This window comes from Burkholderia sp. AU45251 (assembly GCF_030482905.1).
Classification (GTDB): domain Bacteria; phylum Pseudomonadota; class Gammaproteobacteria; order Burkholderiales; family Burkholderiaceae; genus Burkholderia; species Burkholderia aenigmatica.
Genome location: NZ_JAUJQH010000001.1, coordinates 665,055 through 687,173, shown reverse-complemented (window position 1 = coordinate 687,173; position 22,119 = coordinate 665,055). Strand labels below are relative to the sequence as shown.

Genomic DNA, 22,119 nt, shown 5'->3' with positions numbered 1-22,119 from the left:
GTTGGGCTCGAACCGGAAGTTGATCGCATGGCGCCGCGCCGTTGTGCGGCCGGGGCCGCAGGCAATCGGCACGCGGTTCGAGGATGCATCTTACCTGAGCGGCGCGGCGGACATTCGACGCGGGTCGCGGCGCACCACCGGTATCGTCGGCCCGATCAGGTTCGCGGTTCAATATAATTCACGACAGCTTGCCGCATCATGCACAACATACATATCCCGGAATGAGGAGACCCGATGACCCTTGCCCAGTTGCAGGCCCTGGCGGCCGTGGTCGAACTCGGTTCGCTCACGGCCGCGGCCGACCGGTTGAACCGCAGTCAATCCGCGATCAGTCATGCACTGACCGAGCTGGAAGACCTCACGGAGGTCAAGCTGCTGTGGCGCGACCGGCAGCCGGTCGTCCTGACGGCGGCGGGCGAACGCCTGTGGCCGTCCATCCAGAACGTGGTGCGCGAAGCGCAGCTGTTGCGCCAGCAGTTCAGCCTGTCGCGCGGCAAGCTGGAAGGGAAGCTGGTGGTCGCGTCGCTGCCGAGCGTGTCGCTGGCGTTCGTCGTGCCCGCGCTCGAGGCGTTGAAGGAGATGCACCAGGGCGTATCGGCGGTGCTGCTCGAAGGCACGGACAGCGAAGTCGAAGGGTGGATCGACGACGGGACGGCCGATATCGGCGTGGTGGCCGGCACGAAGACGTTCGCGCACAATCTGCCGCTGCTCGACGAGGACTTTGTCGCGGTGGCGGCGGACGGCATGTTCGCCAACCGCAAGAGCGTGTCGGCAAAGCAGTTGTCCACGGCCCCGTTCATATTCTCGAAGGCAGGATGCGGGCCGGTGATCGCGGATTACTTCGCGCGCAGCGACGCGCCGCTGCGGGCCGCGTTCAACGTGGTCGAGATGCGCACCATCCTGTCGATGGCAGAGGCCGGCATGGGCGTGTCGATCGTGCCGCGCATCACGCTCACGTACACACCATTCGGTGGCCGCGTGCTGGAGCTGTCGCCGAGGCTGCATCGTTCGGTGCGGTTGTCGTGGAATACGGCGGGTAATGCGGTCGCAGACGAGTTCGTGCGGCTCGTCGACGCACAGCGTGCGAAGGCAGGGAAGGCGCTTCACACGCGCGCGAAAAAGGGCAGGTAGCGTGCGGCCGGTGCGATGAACAGCGTTCATGAGCCGCTTGCAGTTTATTCATGACGATGCCGATCGAGATGCAGTACATTGTTCGAACTCGCCCCTGACCGCTTTGCCCCGAAGGAGATTGCCGTGCCGGCCTTGCCCACCTTGCTTGCTTTCGGACTCGTGTCGCTCGGCATGGTGCTGACGCCCGGGCCGAACATGATCTACCTGGTTTCGCGTTCGATCTGCCAGGGCCGCCGTGCCGGGCTGGTGTCGCTCGGCGGCGTCGCGCTGGGGTTCGTGTTCTACATGGTGTGCGCGGCGTTGGGCATCACCGCGCTGGTGATGGCCGTGCCGTATGCGTACGACGCGTTGCGCTTTGCCGGCGCGCTTTATCTCGCGTACCTGGCGTGGCAGGCGCTGAAGCCGGGCGGTCGCTCGGCGTTCCAGGTCAGGCAGTTGCCGAATGACAGTCGCGCCAGGCTCTTCACGATGGGTTTCGTGACGAGCCTCGCGAATCCGAAGATCGCGGTGATGTATCTGTCGCTGCTGCCGCAATTCATTTCGCCGGGCCACGGCAGCGTACTCGCGCAATCGCTGGCGCTCGGTTGCGTGCAGATCGCGGTGAGCGTCAGCGTGAATGCGCTGATTGTGTGCATGGCCGGCGCCATCGCGGGCTTTCTGGCGGGGCGGCCGGTCTGGGCGTCGGCCCAGCGCTGGTTGATGGGCACGGTGCTGGCCGGACTGGCCGTGCGTATCGCGCTGGAGTCGCGCTAGCGCGAGTGACGGACGGTTTACAGGACCGCCGGGGGCGTTCGCGTTGCAGCGCGACGAAAGCGCCCGGTACCGTCAGCCCTGGCAATTGCCCTGCGCATCGTTGCCGACCCGAACGGGCGCGGCTTTTTCACGGCGCCGGCCGCGCGTCGCGAGCCAGCACAGGATCGACCCGCCGCATACCATCGATGCGCCTTGCCAGAATTCGATCGACAGCGGCGCATGCAGCAGCGTCGCGGCGAGCATGGCGGCGAGCACCGGGGTGAAGTACGACGCGCCGACGATGACCGTCACGTTGCCGTGCATGATGCCGGTGTTCCAGGCCGCATAGCCGAACCCCAGCGCCGATGCCGCCAGCACGATGTAAATGACCGCATGCAGGCTGAACGTCATGCCGCCGCCGCCTTCGATCGCGAACTTGATCCAGAGCACCAGCGCAACCAGCATGAAGAACGGCGTGACACCGTTCTTGCCGTCGGCGATGCGCGCCGTCACCGTGCAATAGGCGGCCCAGATCAGCGCGCCGACGAACGCGAGGCCGTAACTCAGCGGATTGTCCGTGACGTTGTGCAGCATGCCGGCCGGATCGAGGCCCTGGTCGCCGCCGAGCACCCGGCAGATGCCGAGCATCGACAGCAGGACGCCGGGCACGACCAGCAGGTTGGCGCGCTGCTTGTTGAACACAATCGCCGCGACCAGCGTGAAGCTCGGCCACAGATAGTTGACCATCGCGACTTCGATCGCCTGCTGGCCGTTGCTTGCATAGCCAATCGACAGCGACAGGCACAGCTCGTACGCGACGAACAGCAGCCCGCCCCACAGCAGATAGTTTCTCGGGAACCGGCTCAGATCGGGGAAGCCGACCGAAAACAGCAGAAGCACGGATGCCACCGTGTAGATCATCGCGGCGCCGCCGGTCGCGCCGAGACTTTCGCTCACGCCGCGAACGAGAGCGACGACGGAGGCCCACAACAACACCGCGCCGAGCCCGGCGAGCGTTGCCTTATTCTTGCGCTTCATGCTTCCTGCCTGTTTCAACATTCAAATTCGATTTCAGATGATTCGGTTCTGCCCGCACGTACCGCGATGGCGGACGGAATGAGCCGGTTGCCGCCGTCCCGCGGGGCGGCGCCAACCGGCAATCCCATGCAGCCCGCTTACGCGGGGTCCACGGGTACGTCGATCCAGATGGTCTTGATCTCGGTGTACTGGTCGTGCGCCCAGATCGACTTGTCGCGGCCGCCGAACCCGGATGCCTTGTAACCGCCGAACGGCGTCGTCACGTCGCCTTCGCCGAAGCAGTTGACGGTCACGACGCCCGCGCGGATCTCGCGCGACAGCCGGATCGCCTGGTTCAGGCTGCCGGTGTAGACCGAAGCGGCGAGCCCGTACACCGAGTCGTTGGCCAGCGTGATCGCCTCACCGATGTCGGTGAACGTCGTCACCGACAGGACCGGGCCGAAGATCTCCTCGCGGAACAGCCGGCTGTGCGGGCTCACGCCGTCCACGACGGTCGGCTCGACGAAAATGCCGCCGTCGGTCTGGCCGCCGAACGCAACCTTCAAGCGTTCCGCACCGGCCTGCTCGAGGTACGAGCGCACTTTTTCGAAGTGGGCCTTGCTGACCATCGCGCCGATCCGGTGCGCCGGGTCGAGCGGGTTGCCCATCGACCATTCGCGCATGTGCGTGCCGATACGCAGCAGCAGTTCGTCCTTGATGTCGGCATGGACGATCAGCCGCGACGACGCCGAGCAGTTTTCGCCCATGTTCCAGAACGCGCCGTTGACGATGTGCTGCGCGACCGCGTCGAGATCGGGCGCATCGGGCAGCACGACCGCCGGATTCTTGCCGCCGCACTCTAGCACGATGCGCTTCAGGTTGGATTCGGCTGCGTACGTGAGGAACTTCCGCCCGGTATCCGTCGACCCGGTGAAGCTCACCATGTCGACGTCCGCATGACGGCCCAGCGGCTCGCCGACTTCCTTGCCGCCGCCCGGCAACACGTTGAAGACGCCGGCCGGCACGCCGGCTTCGTGAGCAAGTTCCGCGACGCGCAGCGCCGTGAGCGTGGTTTCCTTGGCCGGCTTGACCACGATCGAGCAGCCGGCCGCGAGCGACGGGCCGATCTTCCACGCGAGCATCAGCAGCGGAAAATTCCACGGCAGCACGAGGCCGACGACGCCGATCGGCTCGCGCACGACGAGCGCCAGCGCGTTGCCGCCGACGGGGGCCGTGTTGTCGTAGATCTTGTCGATCAGCTCGGCGTGCCAGCGGATCGTATGAATCGTCTCCGGCACGTCGGTGTTCTGGCATTCGCGGATCGGCTTGCCGCTGTCGAGGCTTTCCATCGTCGCGAGTTCGTGCGCGTGCTGCTCGAGCAGGTCGGCAAACTTCAGCAGGACGGCCTTGCGGTGCGACGGCGCCAGCTTGCGCCAGCGACCGTCCTCGAACGCCTGCCGCGCATTGGCGACCGCGATGTCGACGTCGGCCGCATTGCATGCGCCAATCTGCGCGAGGACGGCGTCGGTGGCCGGATTGACGGTCGCGAACGTATCGCCGGAGCGGGCCGCGCGGAACGCGCCGTCGATGAACGGCCCGGTCGGGAAGCGCAACGCCGCGGCCAGCGCCGCGTACTCGGACGCGCTGAGCAGGTCGGTCATCAGTCTTCGCCTCCGGTGACGGCGGCGACTTCGCGCTTGATGCCGGCCACGATCGCGGCCAGCGCCTGCTTTTCCGGTTCGTCGAGCCCGCGCAGCGGTGCGCGCACGCCGCCCGCGCGCAGCCCCACGAGTTCGCAACCGTACTTGATCGACTGCACGAACTTGCCGCCTTCGAGGAAATCCATCAGCGGCATCATCGCGGACATGATCCGGCGGCCCTTGTCGAAGTCCTTCTCGATCGCGCATGCCTGGTACAGCGCGATATGCTCGGCCGGCAGGAAGTTCGAGCCCGCGCAGACCCAGCTGCGCGCGCCCCACGCGAAGAATTCCAGCGCCTGGTCGTCCCAGCCGCACGACACGCTGATGTTCGGGAACTCGCGTACCAGCATGTGCAGCTGGCCCGTCTGGCCCGAGCTTTCCTTGATCGCGACGATGTTCTTCGACGCGTCGCAGACGGTGCGGAAGAATTCACGATCCATCGACACGCTCATCCGGCCCGGGTAGTTGTAAAGCATGATCGGCAGGCCGGCCGCGCGATCGATCTCCAGCGCGTGCGCGGCATTCTCCTGCTGCGTGGGCAGCGCGTAGGGCGGCGAGCCGACCAGGATCGCGTCGGCGCGCACGGCCTTGGCCGCCTTCGCGTATTCGACGGAATCCTCGGTGCGCACCGCGCCGGTGCCGATCACGAGCGGCACGCGCGAACCGATCACTTCACGCGCCCAGGCGCCGAGGTCGAAGCGCTCCTGCGCGGTGTGCGCATAGTATTCGCCGGTCGAGCCGCCGATGATGATGCCGTGCACGCCGGCCGCGATCAGCGATTCGATCACGTCGGCGAATGCGGTCTTGTCGATCTGGCCGGCGGCGTTCAGGGGCGTGATGGCCGGGGTGTAGATGCCTTCGAAATTCATGATGTTCTTCCGCGAAAAGGGAAACGGTCGGGTTGACGAAAGGTGCACCGTCGTGACGGCGCACCGGTAACGGGTATCAGTGGTTGAGTGATGCGGCTTCTTGCAGGCTGAGCGAGCGCGTCTCGGGCGCCAGCGCGAGCGATGCGATCAGCCCGACGAACGAGACGGCCGCCGCCGCGTACATGGTGTTGCCGATCCCGACGGTCTGCAGCGCGATCGGCACGAGCCAGGTACCGACAGCCGCGCCGATGCGTGACAGCGAGGCGCCCATGCCGACCGCGAATGCGCGGATGTCGGTCGGGAAGATTTCATTCGGGTACACGAGCTGCAGCACCTGCGCGCCGCCGATCAGCACCGCATACGCACCGAACAGCACGAGGATCAGCACCGCCGAGCCGCCGGAGCACGCGCCTAGGCCCAGCAGCGCGAGGCCCGACCAGAGGAAGCTGTGGATCACCATCGCGCGGCGACCGAGTTCGTTGATGATCCACGTCGCGATGATGCAGCCGACCACGAACAGCAACGTGATGGCCACGGAGCCGAGCGATTCCCACTTGCCGGTCAGGTGCAGCGCTTCGAGTACGCGCGGCGCGAACGAGTAGACGGCGAACACGGGAATCACGGAGCAGCTCCAGAACACCGACACGAACAGCATCCGCTTGCCGTAGCCCGAGTGCAGCAGTGCCCACAGCGAGATCTTCTTTTCGGCTTGCTCTTCCGGCAGGTTCTTCACCGAGAACGACGGGCCGTAGACTTTCCGGATCACGCTGTCCGCTTCCGCCACACGCCCCTTGCTGAGCAGCCAGCGCGGCGATTCGGGCGTGCCGATGCGCACGACGAACAGCGCGAGACCGATCACGGCCGGGCTGGCCAGCACCCAGCGCCATGCATCGGGGCCGCCGCTGCCGAGGATGATGTTGCCGACGATGTACGCGAGCGCCGCGCCGAAGAACCAGATGATCGTCAGCATCGCGAGGCGCGGCCCGCGATACTTGCGCGGCATGAACTCGACCAGCAGCGAGCCGGCGACCGGATATTCGATGCCCACGCCGATACCGATCAGGAAGCGCAGCACGAACAGCGCTTCGCCCGACTGGACCCAAAACTGCGCGAGCGAGCAGACGAAGAAGATCACCGGGCCGAAGAAGTAGGGCTTCTGCCGCCCGAGACGGTCGCTGAGCCAGCCGCCGATAAAGCCGCCGAAGAAGATGCCGATCAGCGCGGACGCGGCGACCATGCCTTGCCAGAAGCCGGTCAGGCCAAGTGCGTCGGAAAACTGCACCATCGCGACGCCGATGATGCTCAGCACGTAGCCGTCCATGAGCCAGCCGCCGCCCGAGCGGATCGTGAGCAACTGGTGGAATCCATTGAGCGGAACATCCTCGATGGAAACGTGATGCGTTGACATTGCCTGTCTCCTTCCATGAAATTGCGCACGGAACACCGTCGCGCGATCTATTGATATGGTCTACTAAGCGTGATGCATGAATCGGTATCGTTGTTATGGTGCTTCCTGGCAGGGTTACGCTCGTTGTGGCCCGGTCAGCTTTCGAGTCCCGCCTTGCGCTGCCCCCACCAGAGCGTCGAGTTGACGCCGATCGACAGAAACGGCTCCGGCGGGGTGCGGTTCGGTCCGGATGTTTCCAGCAGGAAATCGGCCAGCTCGCTGCGCTTGCCGGCCAGCCAGTCGGCGAGCAGCGTGCCCGTCACGGTGCCGCGCGTGATGCCGAGGCCGTTGCAGCACAGCGCGCCGTAGACGCTCGGCGCAAGCTGCCCGAAGAATCCCTTGTGGTTCTGCGACAGCGCCAGCGAACCGCTCCACGTGTACTCGAACTCGACGTCCGGCAGCATCGGGAAGCGGCGTTCGAACGACAGGCGGTGCCGGTCGGCGAAACGCGGCAGGTACTTTTCGCGCGGGCGGCCGTCGGGGTTGAAGCTGAAGCTGTTGCGCACCAGGATGCGGTTGTCGTGCGTGCGACGCAGCGTGCTGCCGAACGGGTCTGCCGGAATCACGCCCCAGAACGGCTTGCCGCCCAGTTGAGCTTGTTCGGCGCCGGTCAGCGGGCGCGTCAGGCTCGCATACAGGAAGACCGGCAGCATCGTGTGCTGCAGGAAGCCGAAGCGCATGCCGAACGCGTTGTTCGCGAGCACCAGCTGGTCGACCGTGATCCGGCCGTTGCGGTGCGCGAGGACGATCCTGTCGCCGTACTCGACGTCGGTGATCGGCGTGTGCTCGTACAGCGTCACGTTCGGCGGCAGGCAGTCGGCCAGCCCCTTCACGAGCGCCGACGGCTGGATCAGCACGGTGCCCGGCGTGAACAGCGCCTTCCGGTAGAACGACGTGCCGATATGCGCAGGCAGATCCTTGCCCTCGATCATTTCGTACGGCTGGCCGAGCTTGTCGAGACCGCGGCGGTAGGCGTCGAGCACGGTGATCCCGCGTGGCTCCACGGCCGCCTGGTATTTCCCGGACGCACTCATCGCGCAATCGATGCCGTGCTCGGCGACGAGCCGGCGCAGGATCGTCTGGCCGAGCACGTTCAGCTTCAGCGTCGTCCGGGCGGTGGGGATGTCGCCGATGTAGTCGTCGGCGCCGATGTCATGCGGCAGGTCGATCGCGAAACCGGCGTTGCGCCCCGAGGTGCCGAAGCCGACTTCCTGGGCGTCGACCAGGACGATCTCGTCATCCGGAAAATTCAGCGCGAGCTGCCGCGCGGCGGCCAGGCCGGTGAAACCCGCGCCGACGACGGCCCAGCGGGCGCTGGATTCCCCGCGGTGCGATGGCCTGGGCTGACGCTGCCGGCTGGTGTGGTACCAGCCGCACATCCTGTCGTCGGCTGGAAGCGATGTGACCTTATGCATTCCTAAATCCAATATCGGTAAAGAGTCCTGATCGACGGTGTGGGAAGGCGGCGCACGTGAAAGCGTGCGCCGTCTGGTGCAGCCGTTAAAACTGGATGGGTACGTCGAGGCCTTCCGGGATCACGTACTCGGCCATGCGGCGGCGCGACAGCTCCATGTGGCTGCGGACCAGCTCGCCGGCGCGCTGCGCATCGCGCTGCGCAATCGCTTCGATGATCTCGTCGTGCTGCCTGACGGCGGTTTCCAGGTCCTGCTGCATGTCGCTCGTCTCCGGCGAGCGATAGAAAATCTTGCCGAGGCGGGCGTGATCGATCAGCACGCGGCGCAGGCTCGGCATCAGGTAGGCGTTGCGCGCGATCCGGCCGATCTCGAAGTGGAACGCATCGTTCTGCAGCACGCGCGCCTGCAGGTCGTTCTCCTCGATCGCGGTGCGAAACTGCGCCTGGATCGCCTTCAGCCGTTCCACTTCCTCCGCCGTCGCGTGGCTGGCCGCCAGCTGGGTCGTCGCGACGTAGATCAGCGGCGCAGCCAGGAAAAAGCTGCGCAGCGACTGATAACCCATCGGCGACACGCGGGCCGGCCGGTTCGGCTCGAGCTCGAGATAGCCTTCCGCCGCCATCTGGCGCATCAGTTCGCGCACCGGCGGGCGGGAGAGCCCGAATTCCTCGCTGAGCGCGAGCTCGTCGACCACGGCGCCGGGCGCGAGCTCCATGCTCACGATCCGTCGCCGCAGTGTCTCCGCCATTACGTTCTTGCGATCCGCCGAACCGCCGGATTCGGCATCCGGTGAGGCGGTCTGAAGCTTCTGTCTGGACATGATTTCATTGTCTACAAACTGTAGACACAGTTTAGGTTGAGAATAGACTTAGCAAAAATAAGGGTTTACACCTTACCTCGACGAGCGGGTGAGGTCGGTGAGGGCGCGGGGTGGCGTGCCCGGACATGCGTAGCTTAAAGGGACGAAGCAGGGAGGGGCGAACGGCGGGCATCGGCGGGGCGCCGGCTCTGCGTGCGGGGCCGATTCAGGCGAGCCCGCGAAAAAGGGGCCGCCGGTCATGCGTCGTCGATATGCCAAGCCGCGCCGATTGCGGACAACGCGCGGCCGATCGAGTCGAGCATCGTGTATCGCGTCCGCCCGAGTGTCGTGGCCAGGAAGAAGCCGTCGTCGTCGGTCCACAGGTTGACCAGCGGCCAGCCGCTGGTGTCGCCACGGACTTCAAGCTGTCGTCGGTCGGGATCGATGTCGATGTCGTCATGCGCTTGCCGCAACGCATTGGCGATGGCATCGAATGCGTCGGCCGACGGGATCGTGTGGATACGGTATTCGAAACTCATCTTCATGGGCCGGTGGGGGAGGCGGGCAGTCTAGCGCGTGTCATGGCGCAACGCCCTGCAATGGGTGTGTGACAGGCGCCTGCGCGCCGTCGCGGTATAGTCACGCAGCCGTCGTCGCATGCATCGAATCCCATAAGACCGACCAGAAGATCCATGTTGAATCGCTCACTGCTCGCCATTTCCGCCGCCGCCTTCGCCGCGCTTTCCGGCGTCGCGCGTGCCGACGCGTCCTACCTCTACGCATCCGAAGTCACGCGCTGCACCCGGATCGGGTCCCGCGACGTGCCGTACCCGGCCAGCGCGCGCCGGGCTCGGCAAAGCGGGGAGGTGACGGTCGGCGGCGTCTTGCTTCCGGACGGGACGGTGTCGGACGTGACGCTGCTGGAGAGCAGCGGGCATGCGGAACTCGACGCCGTGGTGACTGCGGCGTTCATGCGCATTCACTGTACCGCCGACGAGGGCGCACGCCCGATTCGCATGAAGGAGAAGATCACGTTCTCGCTGATGTAGCGAGCCGCCCGCATCGTGCTTTCAGAGAGGGAAGCCATGAAAGAAGTGCCGTATTTCGCGCAATGGGAATCGTCGCACCTGGTTTCGCGGTTCGTATCCCGCGAACTGCGCTCGGAGGACGACCCGTTGTGGCATCGCTCCGGCGCGAGCACGCCGGAAGAATATGCACAGTGGAGCCCGAGCATTTGCGGCATTGCGTGCCTGAAGATGCTGCTCGCGCACCGTTCGAATACGATCGTGCCGTTGCTCGAACTGGTACGCGAAGCCGTCGGGTTCGGCGTGTACCGGCCTGAACTCGGCGACACCGGCAAGCGCCTGCATTACCGGCCCTTCGTCCACTGGGTGCGCGAGCGGTATGGGATCGACGGCGACGTCGTGGAAGGGATCGATTCGGCCGCGCTTGAACCGAAGCTGCATGACGGCCACATGCTGATGGCATCGGTTCATCCCGGCATCCGGCACGACGGGTTCGAGCCGCCGTCGCGCGGCGGGCATATGGTGCTGGTGTTCGGCGCGAACCGCGACACTGGCGACTGGTTGTTCCACAACCCGTCCGGGTTCGACGTACGCACGCAGCAGAACGTAGCGATGCCGCGCGCGATGTTCGACCGCTATTTCGCGAACCGCGGCATCCTGATCGCCCCGTAACGTTGCGCATGCAACGAGTCGCGCGTGTGCCGCAGCAGGCGCCCGTTGCAGCGGGCGCCCGCCCGATCAGCGTTCGTTCCGCTTCTTGCTCAGTTCGATCGTCTCGAACAGCTCGTAGTCGGCGGTCGGGTGCTGGTCGGCGCCCGGTGCGTGGTAGTAGCGCATCGTGATCGTCGTGTGTCCGTCCGGCTTGCCCGGCTCGTAGTCGAACACGGCGATCCCGTAGCCGGTGCCGGTATCGCGCCGCGCGGACCAGATCGCATCCTCGAGCGCATCGGCCGGCTCGCGCACGAACGTATTGGGCGCCGTGCCCGGCACCGGCCGGTTCGGCTTCGTAAACACCTTCGCGCGCGCAAAGCCGGTCGCCGGGTTCTCGCCGTACACGTCGAGCGGCGCGCTGGTGCCGCCGCCGCCGAGGATCAGGTGGATCGTGCCGTGGCTCGTGTCGAACTTCGTGCGATCCGGATCGTTCGAGCCGACCGGGCGCGGCTGCAGCGTCTCGACGACTTCGCCGGTCGTCGCATCGACGCCCGCACGGTGATTGCAGCCGCGCACCGGGTAGCTGCGCTCGTAGTCGTGATCGTGGCCGCACAGCACGAGGTCGACGCCGTAGCGGTCGAACAGCGGCAGCCACGCTTCGCGGATGCCCTTGTCGGAACCGTTGCCCGTCTTCGACGAACTGAGCGCGTCCTGGTGCATCTGCACGACGATCCAGTCGATGTCGTCATCATGCGCGGCATGACGCAGCGTGTGTTCGAGCCAGCGCGTCTGTTCACCATTGCTGTAGCCGCGCACGTAGAACGACGTGCCGGGCTCGATCGGCGGGCGGCCCGTGCTCGCGGCCGGCACGAGCGGCGCGGGGCCGCCGACGAACGCGGCGGCGTCCTGGTACACGACGTCGTCGGCGTCGAGCGACACGAACAGCACCGAGCTCACGCGGAAGCTGTACCAGCGGCCCGGGAAGCGTGTGCCGTTCTCCGGCAGCGTATAGCGCGCGAGATACGAATCGAGCCCCTGCGGGCCGTTGTTGAATTCGATCTCGTGATTGCCGGGGCACGGCATCCACGGACGATTGGCGGCCGACGTCTGGTTGTTGTTGCCGAAATCGCGCCACACCTCGGGCTGGTGCGCGGGGTTCAGGTTCGCGTAGCAGAGGTCGCCGTTCAGCAGGTGGAACAGCGGCTGGAACTGCTCGACCGCCTGCACCGCGAAGCGGCTTTGCGGCGACGACAGCACCCACGCGCCGTTCGGCGTCGCGAGATCGCCGTAGCTCGTGAAGCGGAACGGCGCGCGGCCGCGCGGCGCGGTCGAGAAATTCGCGGAGAACGGCTGCGCGGCGTTGCTGTCGTTGTCGGCCGTAATCTCGTAGCGGTAGCGCGTATTCGGCTTCAGCCCGTGCACGCGCGCGTGGTACGCGAACACGGTCTCGCCGTTCAGGCCGTCGGTGTACAGGCGCTGGACGCCGTGCACGGTGCGCGGCGGCTCGCCGTCGGCGACGATGCGGGCGCGCGGATTGACGGCCGACGCGAGCGACGCCCACGAGATCACGACTTCCGACGTCGGGTCGTTGCCCCACGTCAGGTGGACCTGTTCGGGCGTGCCGTCCGGGTTCGACGCGGCGGCCCTGGCTGCCGCGAGACCGCCGGCGGCGGTGGCGAGGCCGGACACGCCGGCGAGTTTCAGGAAGCCGCGACGCGACACGGACGCGGCCGGCTCGTTCGGCTGGATCGGGGAGTTGTCCTGGTTCGACATGGTCGGTGTTTTCGTTGGTGGAGACGCGAGATGTGGAACCGCCTGACCGTGCGCAAGCGTGGCCGGGGCGTGGGCCGGAAACGAGCGGGATCCCGGTGCCGAACATTGTCGAAGGGCAGTTTTGCCGGGTTGTGACAGCGCGGCAACCCCGCGCAAGCGTCGGCACATGCCCGGGCTTGTGCATCGCGCCATCCGGCCCGCGCCGACGTGCCGACGCGCGTCCGGTCCGGTCGAAATTTTTTTGCCGACATTGCGACAGATTCCGTTCGCCCGCGCCGTTTAACGCATGAACGGCCGCTTCCGGTCGATACCCGCTACTTCGGAGTCTTTCATGAAGCTTTCCATCTCGTTGCGGTTTGCCGCGGCATGCGTGGCCGCGCTGGCTGCGTCCGCCGCGTTCGCGCAGGCCGTCATCGTCGCGCCTTACGCGCCGCCGCCGCCTCGCGTCGAAGTGATGCCGGCGCCGCGCGCGGGCTACGTGTGGGACCAGGGCCACTGGCACTGGCGGCAGGGCCGCTACGTGTGGATTCCGGGCCACTGGCAAGTGGTTCGTGTCGGTTATCACTGGGTGCCGGGCCACTGGGCCGCGCGCGGTCCGGCGTGGCGCTGGGTTCCGGGTCACTGGGCCTGATGCGCATGCCGCCGCACGGCACGCGGTGCCGGCACGGCGGCTTCTTCCCGTAACGTCATGAGTCGCAGCCATGCCTTTTCGAACCGTGGTGATCCTGACGGCCGCAGCCATCGTGCTGGCCGGCTGTGTCGTCGTGCCGGCGCGCCCGGCCTATTACCGGCCCGCGCCGGTCGTCGTATATTGAGCGCGCCGGCCGCCGCTCACGCGAACGCGTCCGGGCGGCCGGCACCCGATCGACACGATCGCCATGCGGCCTGAAACGGATGTCGATGAAACGGATCTTGCCGATGCCGTGCGCGATACGTGCGGCGATTCCGAACCGCCGGTGTGGCGGGGCCGGGTAATGGCGCGGCGCATGCAAGGAGAGCATGACGATGAACTTCAGTCTGCCGGCGGGCGCATCGACGATCGCGCCGCGGCACAGACGCGCGTTGCGCTGGAGCGCCCCGCGTTGAGCGACGGCGATCCGGACGCGGCACTGGTGGCACGGGTCGGCGCGCGCGACGCGTCGGCCGTGCGCATGCTCGTCGCGCGCAAGCTGCCGCGGCTGCTCGCGCTCGCGACGCGCATGCTCGGCGACCGCACGGAAGCCGAGGACGTCGCCCAGGAGACGTTCTTGCGGATCTGGAAACAGGCGCCGGGCTGGCGCGAAGGCGAGGCGCGGTTCGACACGTGGCTGCATCGCGTCGTGCTGAATCTGTGCTACGACCGCTTGCGCGGCCGCCGCGAGGAACCGGTCGACGTGTTGCCCGACGTGCCCGATCCGCAACCGGAGCCGGCCACCCGGGCGGAGACCCGCTCGCGCGACGCGCGCGTGCGGCAGGCGCTCGCGGCGTTGCCGGCGCGGCAACGCGAAGCGCTCGTGCTCCAGTACTATCAGGAAATGTCGAACGTGGAGGCAGCCAACCTGATGGGCATTACCGTCGACGCGCTGGAAAGCCTGCTCGCGCGCGCCCGGCGAAACTTGCGCGCGCAACTGGCCGGCGATTCACCTAGCGAGGACATCCGATGACACCCGAACGATTTCGTACCATCGTCGCCGCGTACGGCTCGGATGCGCGGCGCTGGCCGGACGGCGAGCGCGCGGCCGCCGAGGCCTGGGCGCGCGCGCATCCGGGCGACGCATTGGCGGCGCTGGACGATGCCGCCGAACTCGATGCGTGGCTCGCCAACGATACGGTCGCACCGCCCGCGCCGGCGCTCGTCGAGCGCATCGTCGCGACGGCGCCCGCACCGCGCCGCGCGCGGCGGCGGGGCGCCGTGTGGTGGTCGGGCGCGGCATTCGCGGGCGTGGGCCTGGCCGGCGCGCTTGCGGGCGCGGTGGCCGTGTCGATGCTGATGCTCGGCAGCGTGCCGCCTTCGCATGAGCCCGGCTATCTGACAACGACGTTCGGCGGACCGAGCGTGGACTGGAGTGATGAATGAGTGAGCGTGGCTGGAAATTCATCCTCGTCGGTTCGGTCGTGCTGAACGTATTCATGCTCGGCGCGATCGGCGGCGGCGCGTATCAGTGGTTCTCGACGCATCGCGACCTGCGGGCCGCGGGCGCACCGGCGTCGCGCACCGCATTGCGTTTCGCTGCGGACGAATTGCCGGATACGCGCCAGCAGGAATTCGCCGCGGCACTGAAGGCGGCGCGCAAGGACGGCCGCGATTTCGCGCGGGAAGGGCGCGACGGCCGGATCACCGTGCTGGATCTGCTCGCCGCGCCGCAACTCGATCGTACGGCGATCGACGCCGCGCTCGACCGCACGCGTGCGGCCGATACCGCGCTGCGTGCGCAGGTCGAGCGCAGCGTCGTCGATTTCGCGGCGACGCTGACGCCGGACGAGCGCGCGAAGTTCGTCGACGGGTTGCGGCGTAGCGGTAACTGGCGGCTGCCGCCGAAGTTGCAGAAGAAACAGGGCGACGCGGCGAGCAAGTAAACAAACGCCGCGCGGGAGACGTGCGGCGGCGTGCCGTTTCAGTGATGCGCAACGCGTACGCGGAAGGCATGGCCGTCCATGCTGGCAGGCAGGTGACAGCGAAGGATTACAAGAGGCAACCGCGACTGCACCACGCGGCGCGCACGTTCAACGAGCGAGCATCCACGCGGAGATCGCGTCGACCACGCCGCTCTCCAGGCCATTGAAGCCGTGATACGCAAACGCCTCGCACGGATCGCCCCGGGACGTGCCGCCCGACACGATCATCAGGTCGGATTTCGGCGACTGGTCCAGCTTCTTCATCAGCGTATCCGTTTCGGACACCGGACAATTCCTGCAGCCGTCTTTCTCGTGATGCACGACGAGCACCGGAATCCTGAGGCTGACAAGGTTCATGTCCGTGACCGCCGTACCCCCTCTGTCTTCGCGGAGGATGGTGGACGTCAGCACGATACCGTCGGGCCCGCCGCCGCCGGCCAGTGCAATCGCAATGGCGGCGGCGGACTGGGTGCCGCGGCTCGTTCCGACCAGCCAGACCGGTACGTGGAGTTGCTCTCTCAACCAGGCGATCACCGCACGCGCGTCGTCAGCATGTTCCTTCGACAGTCGAAAGCCGTTGAGGTAGGGCGCGGATTGCCGGTCGCTCGGTGCATCGATCACCGCGACAGCGATGCCGTCCTTCACGAACAGCTGCCGGGTGCGGACGAGAAAGTTGCCTCCACCCCATCCGAATCGTCCGGATGGATCCAGCTGCAGCCCGCCGTGTCCGCCGGCATAGAGAATGGCCGCGGCCTTCGGCGCGTCCGGTGCGATGAAGAGAAACCGTTGGGTCACGCCGGGACGGGTCGGAATGTCGACGACCTTGGGCGGGTTCTGCGCATGCGCCGGATAGCCGTGCAGCGTCAGTGCGACTGCAAGCAGCCACGCGCCGGTCCAGCGCGTGGGCGGACGCATCGAACCGAAGCAACGAATCCGCGCGCGCAAGCTGACGGGAAGAGTGGGCATCGTAGTGGCGGCCGGCGCATTCCACTGTGGCGGGCGGGAATGCGGCAGCTTCTCCTGGTCAATGTCGTGGCGCCACGTCGACGCGAGGTGTGCCGAACCGTGGCTGCCCGAGCGCTCGTATTCGTTCCGACGCGCGGCGTTCAATGCGATTCGACGAACTGAATGATTTCGCCGTTGTCGCGCCTGAGATAGAGTTCGTCGCCCTTCACGCGAACGTCGTTGCACGAGTACGGGATCTTGCGGCCCTTGCTGCAGACCTTGCCGTCCTCGGCTTTCCAGTCGCCGTGATCGGCGAACCCCTGGCTCGACTTGAAATCGTAGTCGCCGCCGTTGCCGTACTGGACATGCCACTGGGTACCGTCCGCCAGTTTGATGTCGAATGCCTTGCCCGCGAGACGTTGCTGGATGTCCGATGCAGCAGGCGTGGTGGACCCTTCGGGAAAGGCCGATTGAGCGGCGAAAGCGATGGCGGGAGTCAGCAGGAGGAGGGCGAGCAGCTTGGTCATGGTCAGTCTCCGGGTGTACCGAATTCTTGCTTTGGGTCAAGACGACGAAACTCCCTGACGCGCGGGGCGATACATGCCATTGAGTCTAGGTGGCTTTCGGGGAACGGCAAGCGCTGGGCACCTGCGGCCGGCAAGGCGTCATTTCAGGCGTTCAGGAGGGTTTCGGTCGACGCGCCTTCCGATCGGCGCCGTGCCGGTCAGGCTGGTGAAAGCCCTTTAACCGAATGTCGAAACGTGCCGTCCTCCGCAGGGGCACGGAATTGCGATACGGCGGCGGAGCGATCCACCGGGTCGCTGCATTCGTCAGCTGAATCCGCGACGGGAATTCGAACGGCAACACGCACGCATTCGACGCCGCGCGACGCACCAGAAATATTCGTGTTCCCGGCGACGGATTTTCCGCCGACCGGCGTTAAACACGGGTACGCATCGCGAGAGCCCCGTCATGGACCACCCGAACGACATCACACCGGCCGCCATCGCGCTGAACCGTTTCGGTCTCGGCGCGCGGGCCGACGAAGCGCCGCCTGCCGACCCGAAGGCGGCGCTCGTCGCGCAATTCGACCGTTACGACGCGCGGCCCGCCGCGTGGGCCGGCGAGCCCGACGCTGTCGCGCTTGCCACGCGCTTCGCGAACGCGCGCAACGCAATGACGGCCAACGATCCGGCAACGAAGCGCGCGACCGAGCAGTCGATCCGGCGCGACGGCAACGACACGTATCGCAGCGCCGTCGTCGCGCGGCTGAACAGCGCGCTGATCACGCCCGCGCCGTTCGTCGAGCGGCTCGTGCATTTCTGGGCGAACCATTTCGCGGTTTCGGTCGACAAGGGGCCGGTGGCGGCCTATGCGGGCGCGTTCGAGCGCGACGCGATCCGCCCGCACGTGCTCGGCCGTTTCGAGGACATGCTGGTCGCCGTCGAGCAGCATCCCGCGATGCAGCTTTTCCTCGACCAGGCGCGCTCGGTCGGCCCCGACAGCCCGGCCGCGCTGCGTGCCGAAGCACGCAATCCGTCGGCCAAACGCGGGCTCAACGAGAACCTCGCGCGCGAAATCATGGAGCTGCACACGCTCGGCGTACGCACGGGTTACACGCAGGCCGACGTGACGGAATTCGCACGCGCGCTGACCGGCTGGAGCATTGCCGGCGGGCGCGGCCCGCAGCCCGGCGACGCGGCGCCCGGCGCGTTCGTGTTCCGCCCGAAACTGCACGAGCCCGGCGCACGGACCGTGATGGGGCGCAGCTATGACCAGCCCGGCGAAGCGCAGGCGCGCGCGATCCTGCACGACCTCGCGCATTCGGAGGCGACGGGCCGGCATATCGCGTTCCAGCTGGCCCGTCATTTCGTCGCCGACAATCCGCCGCCCGCGCTGACCGACCGGCTCGCCCGCGCGTTCGATGCGAGCGGCGGCGATTTGCCGACCGTCTATCGCGCGCTCGTCGATGCACCCGATGCGTGGTCGCCGGTCAACCGCAAGTTCAAGACGCCGTGGGAGTGGGCCGTGTCGTCGCTGCGCGGGCTCGGCTGGCACGACACGGGCGACCTGAAGGCTGCGCCGCTGCTCGCGCAGCTCGGCCAGCCGGTGTGGCGGCCCGGTTCGCCGGCCGGATACGACGACGTTGCCGCGAGCTGGGCCGCGCCCGACGCGCTCGTGCGCCGCGTCGAGCTTGCGCAGCGGCTGGCCGCGCGCACCGGCGACCGGCTCGATCCGCGCGCGCTCGGCAACACGCTGCTCGCCGGTTCGTTGAGCGCACCGACCGCGACCGCGCTGTCGCGCGCCGAAAGCGCGACCACGTCGCTCGCGCTGCTGCTCGTCTCACCCGATTTCCAACGGAGATGACCATGGCACTGTCCCGCCGCCAATTCCTGAGCGTGGCCGCCGCCGGCGCAGGCGCGATCCTCGTCGCGCCGCGGATCGTGTTCGCGAACGTCGCGACCGACCGGCGCTTCGTGTTCGTGATCCAGCGCGGCGCGGCCGACGGCCTGAATATCGTCGTCCCGTATGCCGAGCCCGCGTATGCAGCGCTGCGCGGCCCGCTCGCGATCGACGCGGCGGCCGCGACGCGGCTCGACGGCACGTTCGCGCTGCATCCGTCGCTCGTGCAGACCGCGCAGTTGTACCGCGACGGGCAGGCGCTGTTCGTCCATGCGATCGCGTCGCCGTATCGCGACCGTTCGCATTTCGACGGCCAGAACGTGCTCGAGACCGGCGGCCGCGCACCGTACCAGGTGAAGGACGGCTGGCTGAACCGGCTCGCCGCGCTGCTGCCGGCCACGCGCGAAAGCGCGATCGCGTTCGCGCCGACCGTGCCGCTCGCGTTGCGCGGCACCGTGCAGGCTGCGTCGTACGCGCCGTCCGGGTTGCCGGCCGCGCCGGACGACCTGCTCGCGCGCGTGTCGGCGCTCTACGAGGCCGACGCGCAGCTCGGCCCGCTGTGGCAATCGGCGATGGACGCGCGCGGCCTCGCCGGCGATGCCCATGCGCGGCAGGATCCGGCGGGTGTCGGCAAGCTCGCCGCGACGTTCCTCGCGCGCGACGACGGCCCGCGCATCGCGATGATCGAGACGGGCGGCTGGGACACGCACAGCGCGCAGAACGCGCGGCTCGCGAATCAGCTGAAAGCACTCGACACGATGCTCGCCGCACTGCGCGACGGCCTCGGGGCCGCGTGGCAGCAGACCACGGTGCTGGTCGCGACCGAGTTCGGCCGCACGGCGGCCGCGAACGGCACCGGCGGCACCGATCACGGGCAGGCGTCGGTCGCGATGCTCGCGGGCGGTGCGGTCGCCGGCGGCCGCGTAGTCGCCGACTGGCCGGGCTTGCGGCCGGGCGACCTGTACGAAGGGCGCGACCTGAAGCCAACCGCGTCGCTCGACGCGCTGATCTCGGGCGCCGCCGCCGAAAGCCTGCGGCTCGATCCGCACCGCACCGCGTCCGCGCTGTTCGCGGAAAGCGGTGCGACGCGGCCGATGAGCGGGCTGGTTCGCGGAGCCGCGTGACGCGCGGCGTTGCCGTTTCGGCACTGAATCTATCCACTACACAACAGGGAGAATGCAAGATGTTGAAGATGCGATCCGTTTCGCTCGCCGTGCTGGTCGCGGCCGGTGCGACGCTGCTGTCCGCGTGCGTGGTCGAACCCGTGCGGCCGCCGCAACCGGCGCCGGTCGTCGAGGTACCGACTCCGATGCCCGCGCCAGGCTATCGCTGGGCGAAGGGGCATTACCGGTGGGCCGGCAATCACTGGGCGTGGGTGCCCGGGCACTGGGTGGGCGTGTACTGATCGGGCGTAACGTGCCCCGCGGCGCGGGTGCGGAAGAGGCGGAGCAGCGTATTGAAATGCGATGCGCGTTGCCCTAAGCTGCCGGATCGCGGCGACGGGCATCCGGCGACGGGCATCCGGCGACCGGCTTCCCCGTTCGTCCGTCACGGCGGGCCGATCCACGGCCGCCGTTTTCTACCTCACGGCACCCACATGAAAGCATGGCTCGTTGCGCTGGCCGTCGCGGCCGGCATGACCGGCGCGCACGCCGCGTCTTTCAACTGCGCGAAAGCGTCCACGTTCGTGGAGCGCGAAATCTGCGCCAATCCGACGCTGTCGCGTCTCGACGATGCGCTCAACGCGGATTACCAGCACATGCTCTACGACTTCAGCAACTATCCGGTCGAGGATCCGCCCGAGTATGAGCAGTTCATGGCGACCCAGAAGGCATGGCTGAAGGCGCGTAACCGCTGCACGACGACGCAGTGCCTGATCGACAGCTACCGCAAACGCATCGACGTGATGTGCGGGCAAATCGACTGGCAGGTGAAAGGCGATCGCGCGAAATGCCGCAGCAATGGCGGCCTGGGCGGGCTCGAACTCGATCACTGAGCGCGGACACGTTGCGCGAGCCGGGATCCGTCAGGCCGGTGCGGGCCTACCACCCGATCCGGTGCTTCTCCTCCGTCTCGCGATGCCGCCAGTCGTCGTCCGCGTGCAGGTACTGGCTCGTCGTCGTGAGCGACACGTGGCCGAGGTTGTCGCGCACGAGCCGCAGGTCGACGCGGCCGTCGGCCATGTGCGAGCCCGCGCTGTGGCGCAGCCAGTGCGCGGACGCCTGTTCGAGCACGCGCGCCTGCTGCTCGCCGGCTTCGCCGTTCGCGCGCAACCGGTCGGCCGCATGCCGGAACACCTGCTTCACGATCCCGTGCAGCGCCGCGCGCGTGAGCGGCTTGCGCGTCTGGCCGACCGGCAGCACGAGCGGCGTGGGCTCGCCGTCGGACGGCAACGCGGACAGGCCATGCGCACGCCGGTAGCGCGACAGCTCGGCCATCATTTCGTCGGTGGCCGGCACGAGCCGCTGCCGGCCGCCTTTGCCCGTTACGTCGAGCCACCAGCGGTCGCGCCCGTCCGCGTCGCGCCGGCAGAAGAACTGGCCCATCGTCGTGTCGGCCGCTTCGGTGATGCGCAACCCGCCGAGATACAGCAGCGTGAACAGCCAGCGCGCGCGATCCGCATGGAAGCCCGCCCGCGCGTCGTCGCGCGGCATCGCGGCGATCGCGTCCTTGACCGACTGCCACAGCGGCTGCCCGAGATGGCGCGTGACGCGCGGCGCGGGCCGGCGCTGCCGCTGCCGCGACAACGCGAGCGGATTGCCGGCCAGGTAGCCGGCCTGCACGAGCCACGAGAACATCACGTTCAGGATCACCAGCGCCTGCCGCTGGCTGGCCGCCGACAGCGGCCCGTAGAACGGCCGCCAGCGCGGATCGTCGCGCGGATGCTTGCGCCCGCCGTTCGCGCACCACAGGTCGGCCGGCGCGGGGGCGAGCAGGAACTGCCGGTACACGATCAGATCTTCGTGCGTGAGCGACGACAGCGGCTTGCCGCACGCGATCACGGCCCACAGCAGCAGGCGTTCGGCTTCCTTGCGATAGTTCTGGAACGTGGTCGGCGTATCGACGAAGCGTGCGAGCCATGCGCGCACCGCGTCGAGATCGTTGGTCGCGGCAATCTGCGGATGTGCGCTGTTCGAGCGGTTGGCGCCCGTGCGTCCGTCGAGCGCGGCCGGCACGGTCAGCGCATCGATCGGCAGCGGGCGCAGCGCGGTGTCGGACGGAACGGGTGAGGTCATGCGAAGCGGGGTGCGCTGCGCGGATCGTACGCTGGGAGCCGGGCGGACGAACGCAGCGCGATCAGGCATATCGGGAAGCGCCGATGGTACACGATTGCCACGCGGCGAACCGGCCGGCGACGATCACTTCGGTCAGCCGACGGCATGCCATTCGGCAACGTCCCGACGAGCATCGCCTGTCGCGTGACGCCGATCGGCGAAAGAATCGCTGCATGCGCGGCCCGCTGGCGGCGATGACTGCGGCCGAACCGGCCCACCGTAACGTGACGCCTCGCAAGCGACATCCGGTGAACGAGGGGCAGATCGATGACTGTAAGCTATCTGTGAACTTTCTCGTTGCACTGGCCGTCTAAACGGCCCTCCAACGCTTCCTGAGGACCATCC

23 protein-coding genes are annotated in these 22,119 nt (G+C 67.6%); 12 read left to right on the top strand and 11 right to left on the bottom strand.

Annotation, left to right across the window (positions count from 1 at the left end; translation table 11 throughout):
• Nucleotides 1-234: 234 nt before the first annotated feature.
• Both QZM67_RS03040 and QZM67_RS03035 read left to right on the top strand, forming a co-directional pair.
• Nucleotides 235-1,131, top strand: coding sequence for a LysR family transcriptional regulator (locus QZM67_RS03040; RefSeq protein ID WP_301800728.1), 897 nt, complete (start codon nt 235-237; stop codon nt 1,129-1,131).
• 123 nt (nt 1,132-1,254) lie between these two features.
• Nucleotides 1,255-1,884, top strand: a complete 630-nt coding sequence (locus tag QZM67_RS03035; RefSeq protein ID WP_175025167.1) for a LysE family translocator — start codon at nt 1,255-1,257, stop codon at nt 1,882-1,884.
• A 72-nt stretch (nt 1,885-1,956) separates the two neighbouring features.
• On the opposite strand, the gene yddG is transcribed toward QZM67_RS03035, so the two are convergent.
• From yddG to QZM67_RS03000, 7 genes are all read right to left on the bottom strand, one after another.
• The gene (gene yddG, locus QZM67_RS03030; protein ID WP_301800726.1) at nt 1,957-2,901 is read right to left on the bottom strand and encodes an aromatic amino acid DMT transporter YddG; all 945 of its coding nucleotides are present in this window, start codon (nt 2,899-2,901) and stop codon (nt 1,957-1,959) included.
• 137 nt (nt 2,902-3,038) lie between these two features.
• Nucleotides 3,039-4,541, bottom strand: a complete 1,503-nt coding sequence (locus QZM67_RS03025) for an aldehyde dehydrogenase (protein ID WP_175025169.1) — start codon at nt 4,539-4,541, stop codon at nt 3,039-3,041.
• Entirely contained in the window at nt 4,541-5,449 is a 909-nt protein-coding gene (locus QZM67_RS03020; RefSeq protein WP_301800723.1) for a dihydrodipicolinate synthase family protein, read from the bottom strand. Before QZM67_RS03020 ends, QZM67_RS03025 begins: the two co-directional genes overlap by 1 nt.
• A gap of 76 nt (nt 5,450-5,525) precedes the next feature.
• Nucleotides 5,526-6,857 (bottom strand): MFS transporter, encoded by a 1,332-nt coding sequence (locus QZM67_RS03015; RefSeq protein ID WP_301800720.1) that lies wholly within the window; start codon nt 6,855-6,857, stop codon nt 5,526-5,528.
• Nucleotides 6,858-6,991: 134 nt separating this feature from the next.
• Nucleotides 6,992-8,311, bottom strand: coding sequence for an FAD-binding oxidoreductase (locus QZM67_RS03010; protein ID WP_301800719.1), 1,320 nt, complete (start codon nt 8,309-8,311; stop codon nt 6,992-6,994).
• An 85-nt stretch (nt 8,312-8,396) separates the two neighbouring features.
• The gene (locus tag QZM67_RS03005; RefSeq protein ID WP_175025173.1) at nt 8,397-9,128 is read right to left on the bottom strand and encodes a GntR family transcriptional regulator; all 732 of its coding nucleotides are present in this window, start codon (nt 9,126-9,128) and stop codon (nt 8,397-8,399) included.
• Nucleotides 9,129-9,364: 236 nt separating this feature from the next.
• The gene (locus QZM67_RS03000) at nt 9,365-9,652 is read right to left on the bottom strand and encodes a hypothetical protein (protein WP_301800718.1); all 288 of its coding nucleotides are present in this window, start codon (nt 9,650-9,652) and stop codon (nt 9,365-9,367) included.
• A gap of 150 nt (nt 9,653-9,802) precedes the next feature.
• On the opposite strand from QZM67_RS03000, the gene QZM67_RS02995 reads away from it, so the two are divergent.
• Both QZM67_RS02995 and QZM67_RS02990 read left to right on the top strand, forming a co-directional pair.
• Complete coding sequence (locus QZM67_RS02995; RefSeq protein ID WP_301800716.1) at nt 9,803-10,156, top strand: energy transducer TonB; 354 nt, start codon at nt 9,803-9,805, stop codon at nt 10,154-10,156.
• 36 nt (nt 10,157-10,192) lie between these two features.
• Entirely contained in the window at nt 10,193-10,804 is a 612-nt protein-coding gene (locus QZM67_RS02990) for a hypothetical protein (RefSeq protein ID WP_175025176.1), read from the top strand.
• A gap of 66 nt (nt 10,805-10,870) precedes the next feature.
• On the opposite strand, the gene QZM67_RS02985 is transcribed toward QZM67_RS02990, so the two are convergent.
• Entirely contained in the window at nt 10,871-12,556 is a 1,686-nt protein-coding gene (locus QZM67_RS02985) for a metallophosphoesterase family protein (RefSeq protein ID WP_043190994.1), read from the bottom strand.
• A gap of 331 nt (nt 12,557-12,887) precedes the next feature.
• On the opposite strand from QZM67_RS02985, the gene QZM67_RS02980 reads away from it, so the two are divergent.
• The 4 genes from QZM67_RS02980 to QZM67_RS02965 all read left to right on the top strand — a co-directional run bounded on the left by QZM67_RS02980 (nt 12,888) and on the right by QZM67_RS02965 (nt 15,112).
• Nucleotides 12,888-13,187 (top strand): YXWGXW repeat-containing protein, encoded by a 300-nt coding sequence (locus QZM67_RS02980; RefSeq protein WP_205821941.1) that lies wholly within the window; start codon nt 12,888-12,890, stop codon nt 13,185-13,187.
• Between the two features lie 247 nt (nt 13,188-13,434).
• On the top strand, nt 13,435-14,199 hold the full coding sequence (locus QZM67_RS02975; protein ID WP_175025177.1) for an RNA polymerase sigma factor: 765 nt from the start codon (nt 13,435-13,437) through the stop codon (nt 14,197-14,199).
• Nucleotides 14,196-14,612, top strand: coding sequence for a hypothetical protein (locus tag QZM67_RS02970; protein ID WP_085037458.1), 417 nt, complete (start codon nt 14,196-14,198; stop codon nt 14,610-14,612). The genes QZM67_RS02975 and QZM67_RS02970 overlap by 4 nt, the downstream gene beginning before the upstream one ends.
• Nucleotides 14,609-15,112: a periplasmic heavy metal sensor gene (locus tag QZM67_RS02965; protein WP_301800714.1), complete on the top strand. Its 504-nt coding sequence runs from the start codon at nt 14,609-14,611 to the stop codon at nt 15,110-15,112. The genes QZM67_RS02970 and QZM67_RS02965 overlap by 4 nt, the downstream gene beginning before the upstream one ends.
• Before the next feature lie 147 nt (nt 15,113-15,259).
• Here the strand turns inward: QZM67_RS02965 and QZM67_RS02960 are convergent, their stop codons facing one another.
• Nucleotides 15,260-16,261, bottom strand: a complete 1,002-nt coding sequence (locus tag QZM67_RS02960; RefSeq protein WP_301800713.1) for an alpha/beta hydrolase — start codon at nt 16,259-16,261, stop codon at nt 15,260-15,262.
• Nucleotides 16,258-16,623 carry a hypothetical protein gene (locus QZM67_RS02955; protein ID WP_301800712.1) on the bottom strand — a complete coding sequence of 122 codons (366 nt, stop codon included), beginning with the start codon at nt 16,621-16,623 and terminating at the stop codon, nt 16,258-16,260. Before QZM67_RS02955 ends, QZM67_RS02960 begins: the two co-directional genes overlap by 4 nt.
• A gap of 445 nt (nt 16,624-17,068) precedes the next feature.
• On the opposite strand from QZM67_RS02955, the gene QZM67_RS02950 reads away from it, so the two are divergent.
• The 4 genes from QZM67_RS02950 (at nt 17,069) to QZM67_RS02935 (ending at nt 20,495) form a co-directional block, all read left to right on the top strand.
• On the top strand, nt 17,069-18,463 hold the full coding sequence (locus QZM67_RS02950) for a DUF1800 family protein (RefSeq protein ID WP_301800711.1): 1,395 nt from the start codon (nt 17,069-17,071) through the stop codon (nt 18,461-18,463).
• On the top strand, nt 18,460-19,623 hold the full coding sequence (locus tag QZM67_RS02945) for a DUF1501 domain-containing protein (protein WP_301800710.1): 1,164 nt from the start codon (nt 18,460-18,462) through the stop codon (nt 19,621-19,623). Before QZM67_RS02950 ends, QZM67_RS02945 begins: the two co-directional genes overlap by 4 nt.
• A gap of 62 nt (nt 19,624-19,685) precedes the next feature.
• Nucleotides 19,686-19,904, top strand: a complete 219-nt coding sequence (locus QZM67_RS02940; protein ID WP_301801399.1) for a hypothetical protein — start codon at nt 19,686-19,688, stop codon at nt 19,902-19,904.
• Nucleotides 19,905-20,096: 192 nt separating this feature from the next.
• Nucleotides 20,097-20,495: a lysozyme inhibitor LprI family protein gene (locus QZM67_RS02935; RefSeq protein ID WP_175023210.1), complete on the top strand. Its 399-nt coding sequence runs from the start codon at nt 20,097-20,099 to the stop codon at nt 20,493-20,495.
• Nucleotides 20,496-20,541: 46 nt separating this feature from the next.
• On the opposite strand, the gene QZM67_RS02930 is transcribed toward QZM67_RS02935, so the two are convergent.
• A complete protein-coding gene (locus QZM67_RS02930) occupies nt 20,542-21,735 on the bottom strand; it encodes a tyrosine-type recombinase/integrase (RefSeq protein WP_175023212.1) in 1,194 nt (397 codons plus the stop codon).
• Nucleotides 21,736-22,119 lie beyond the last annotated feature (384 nt).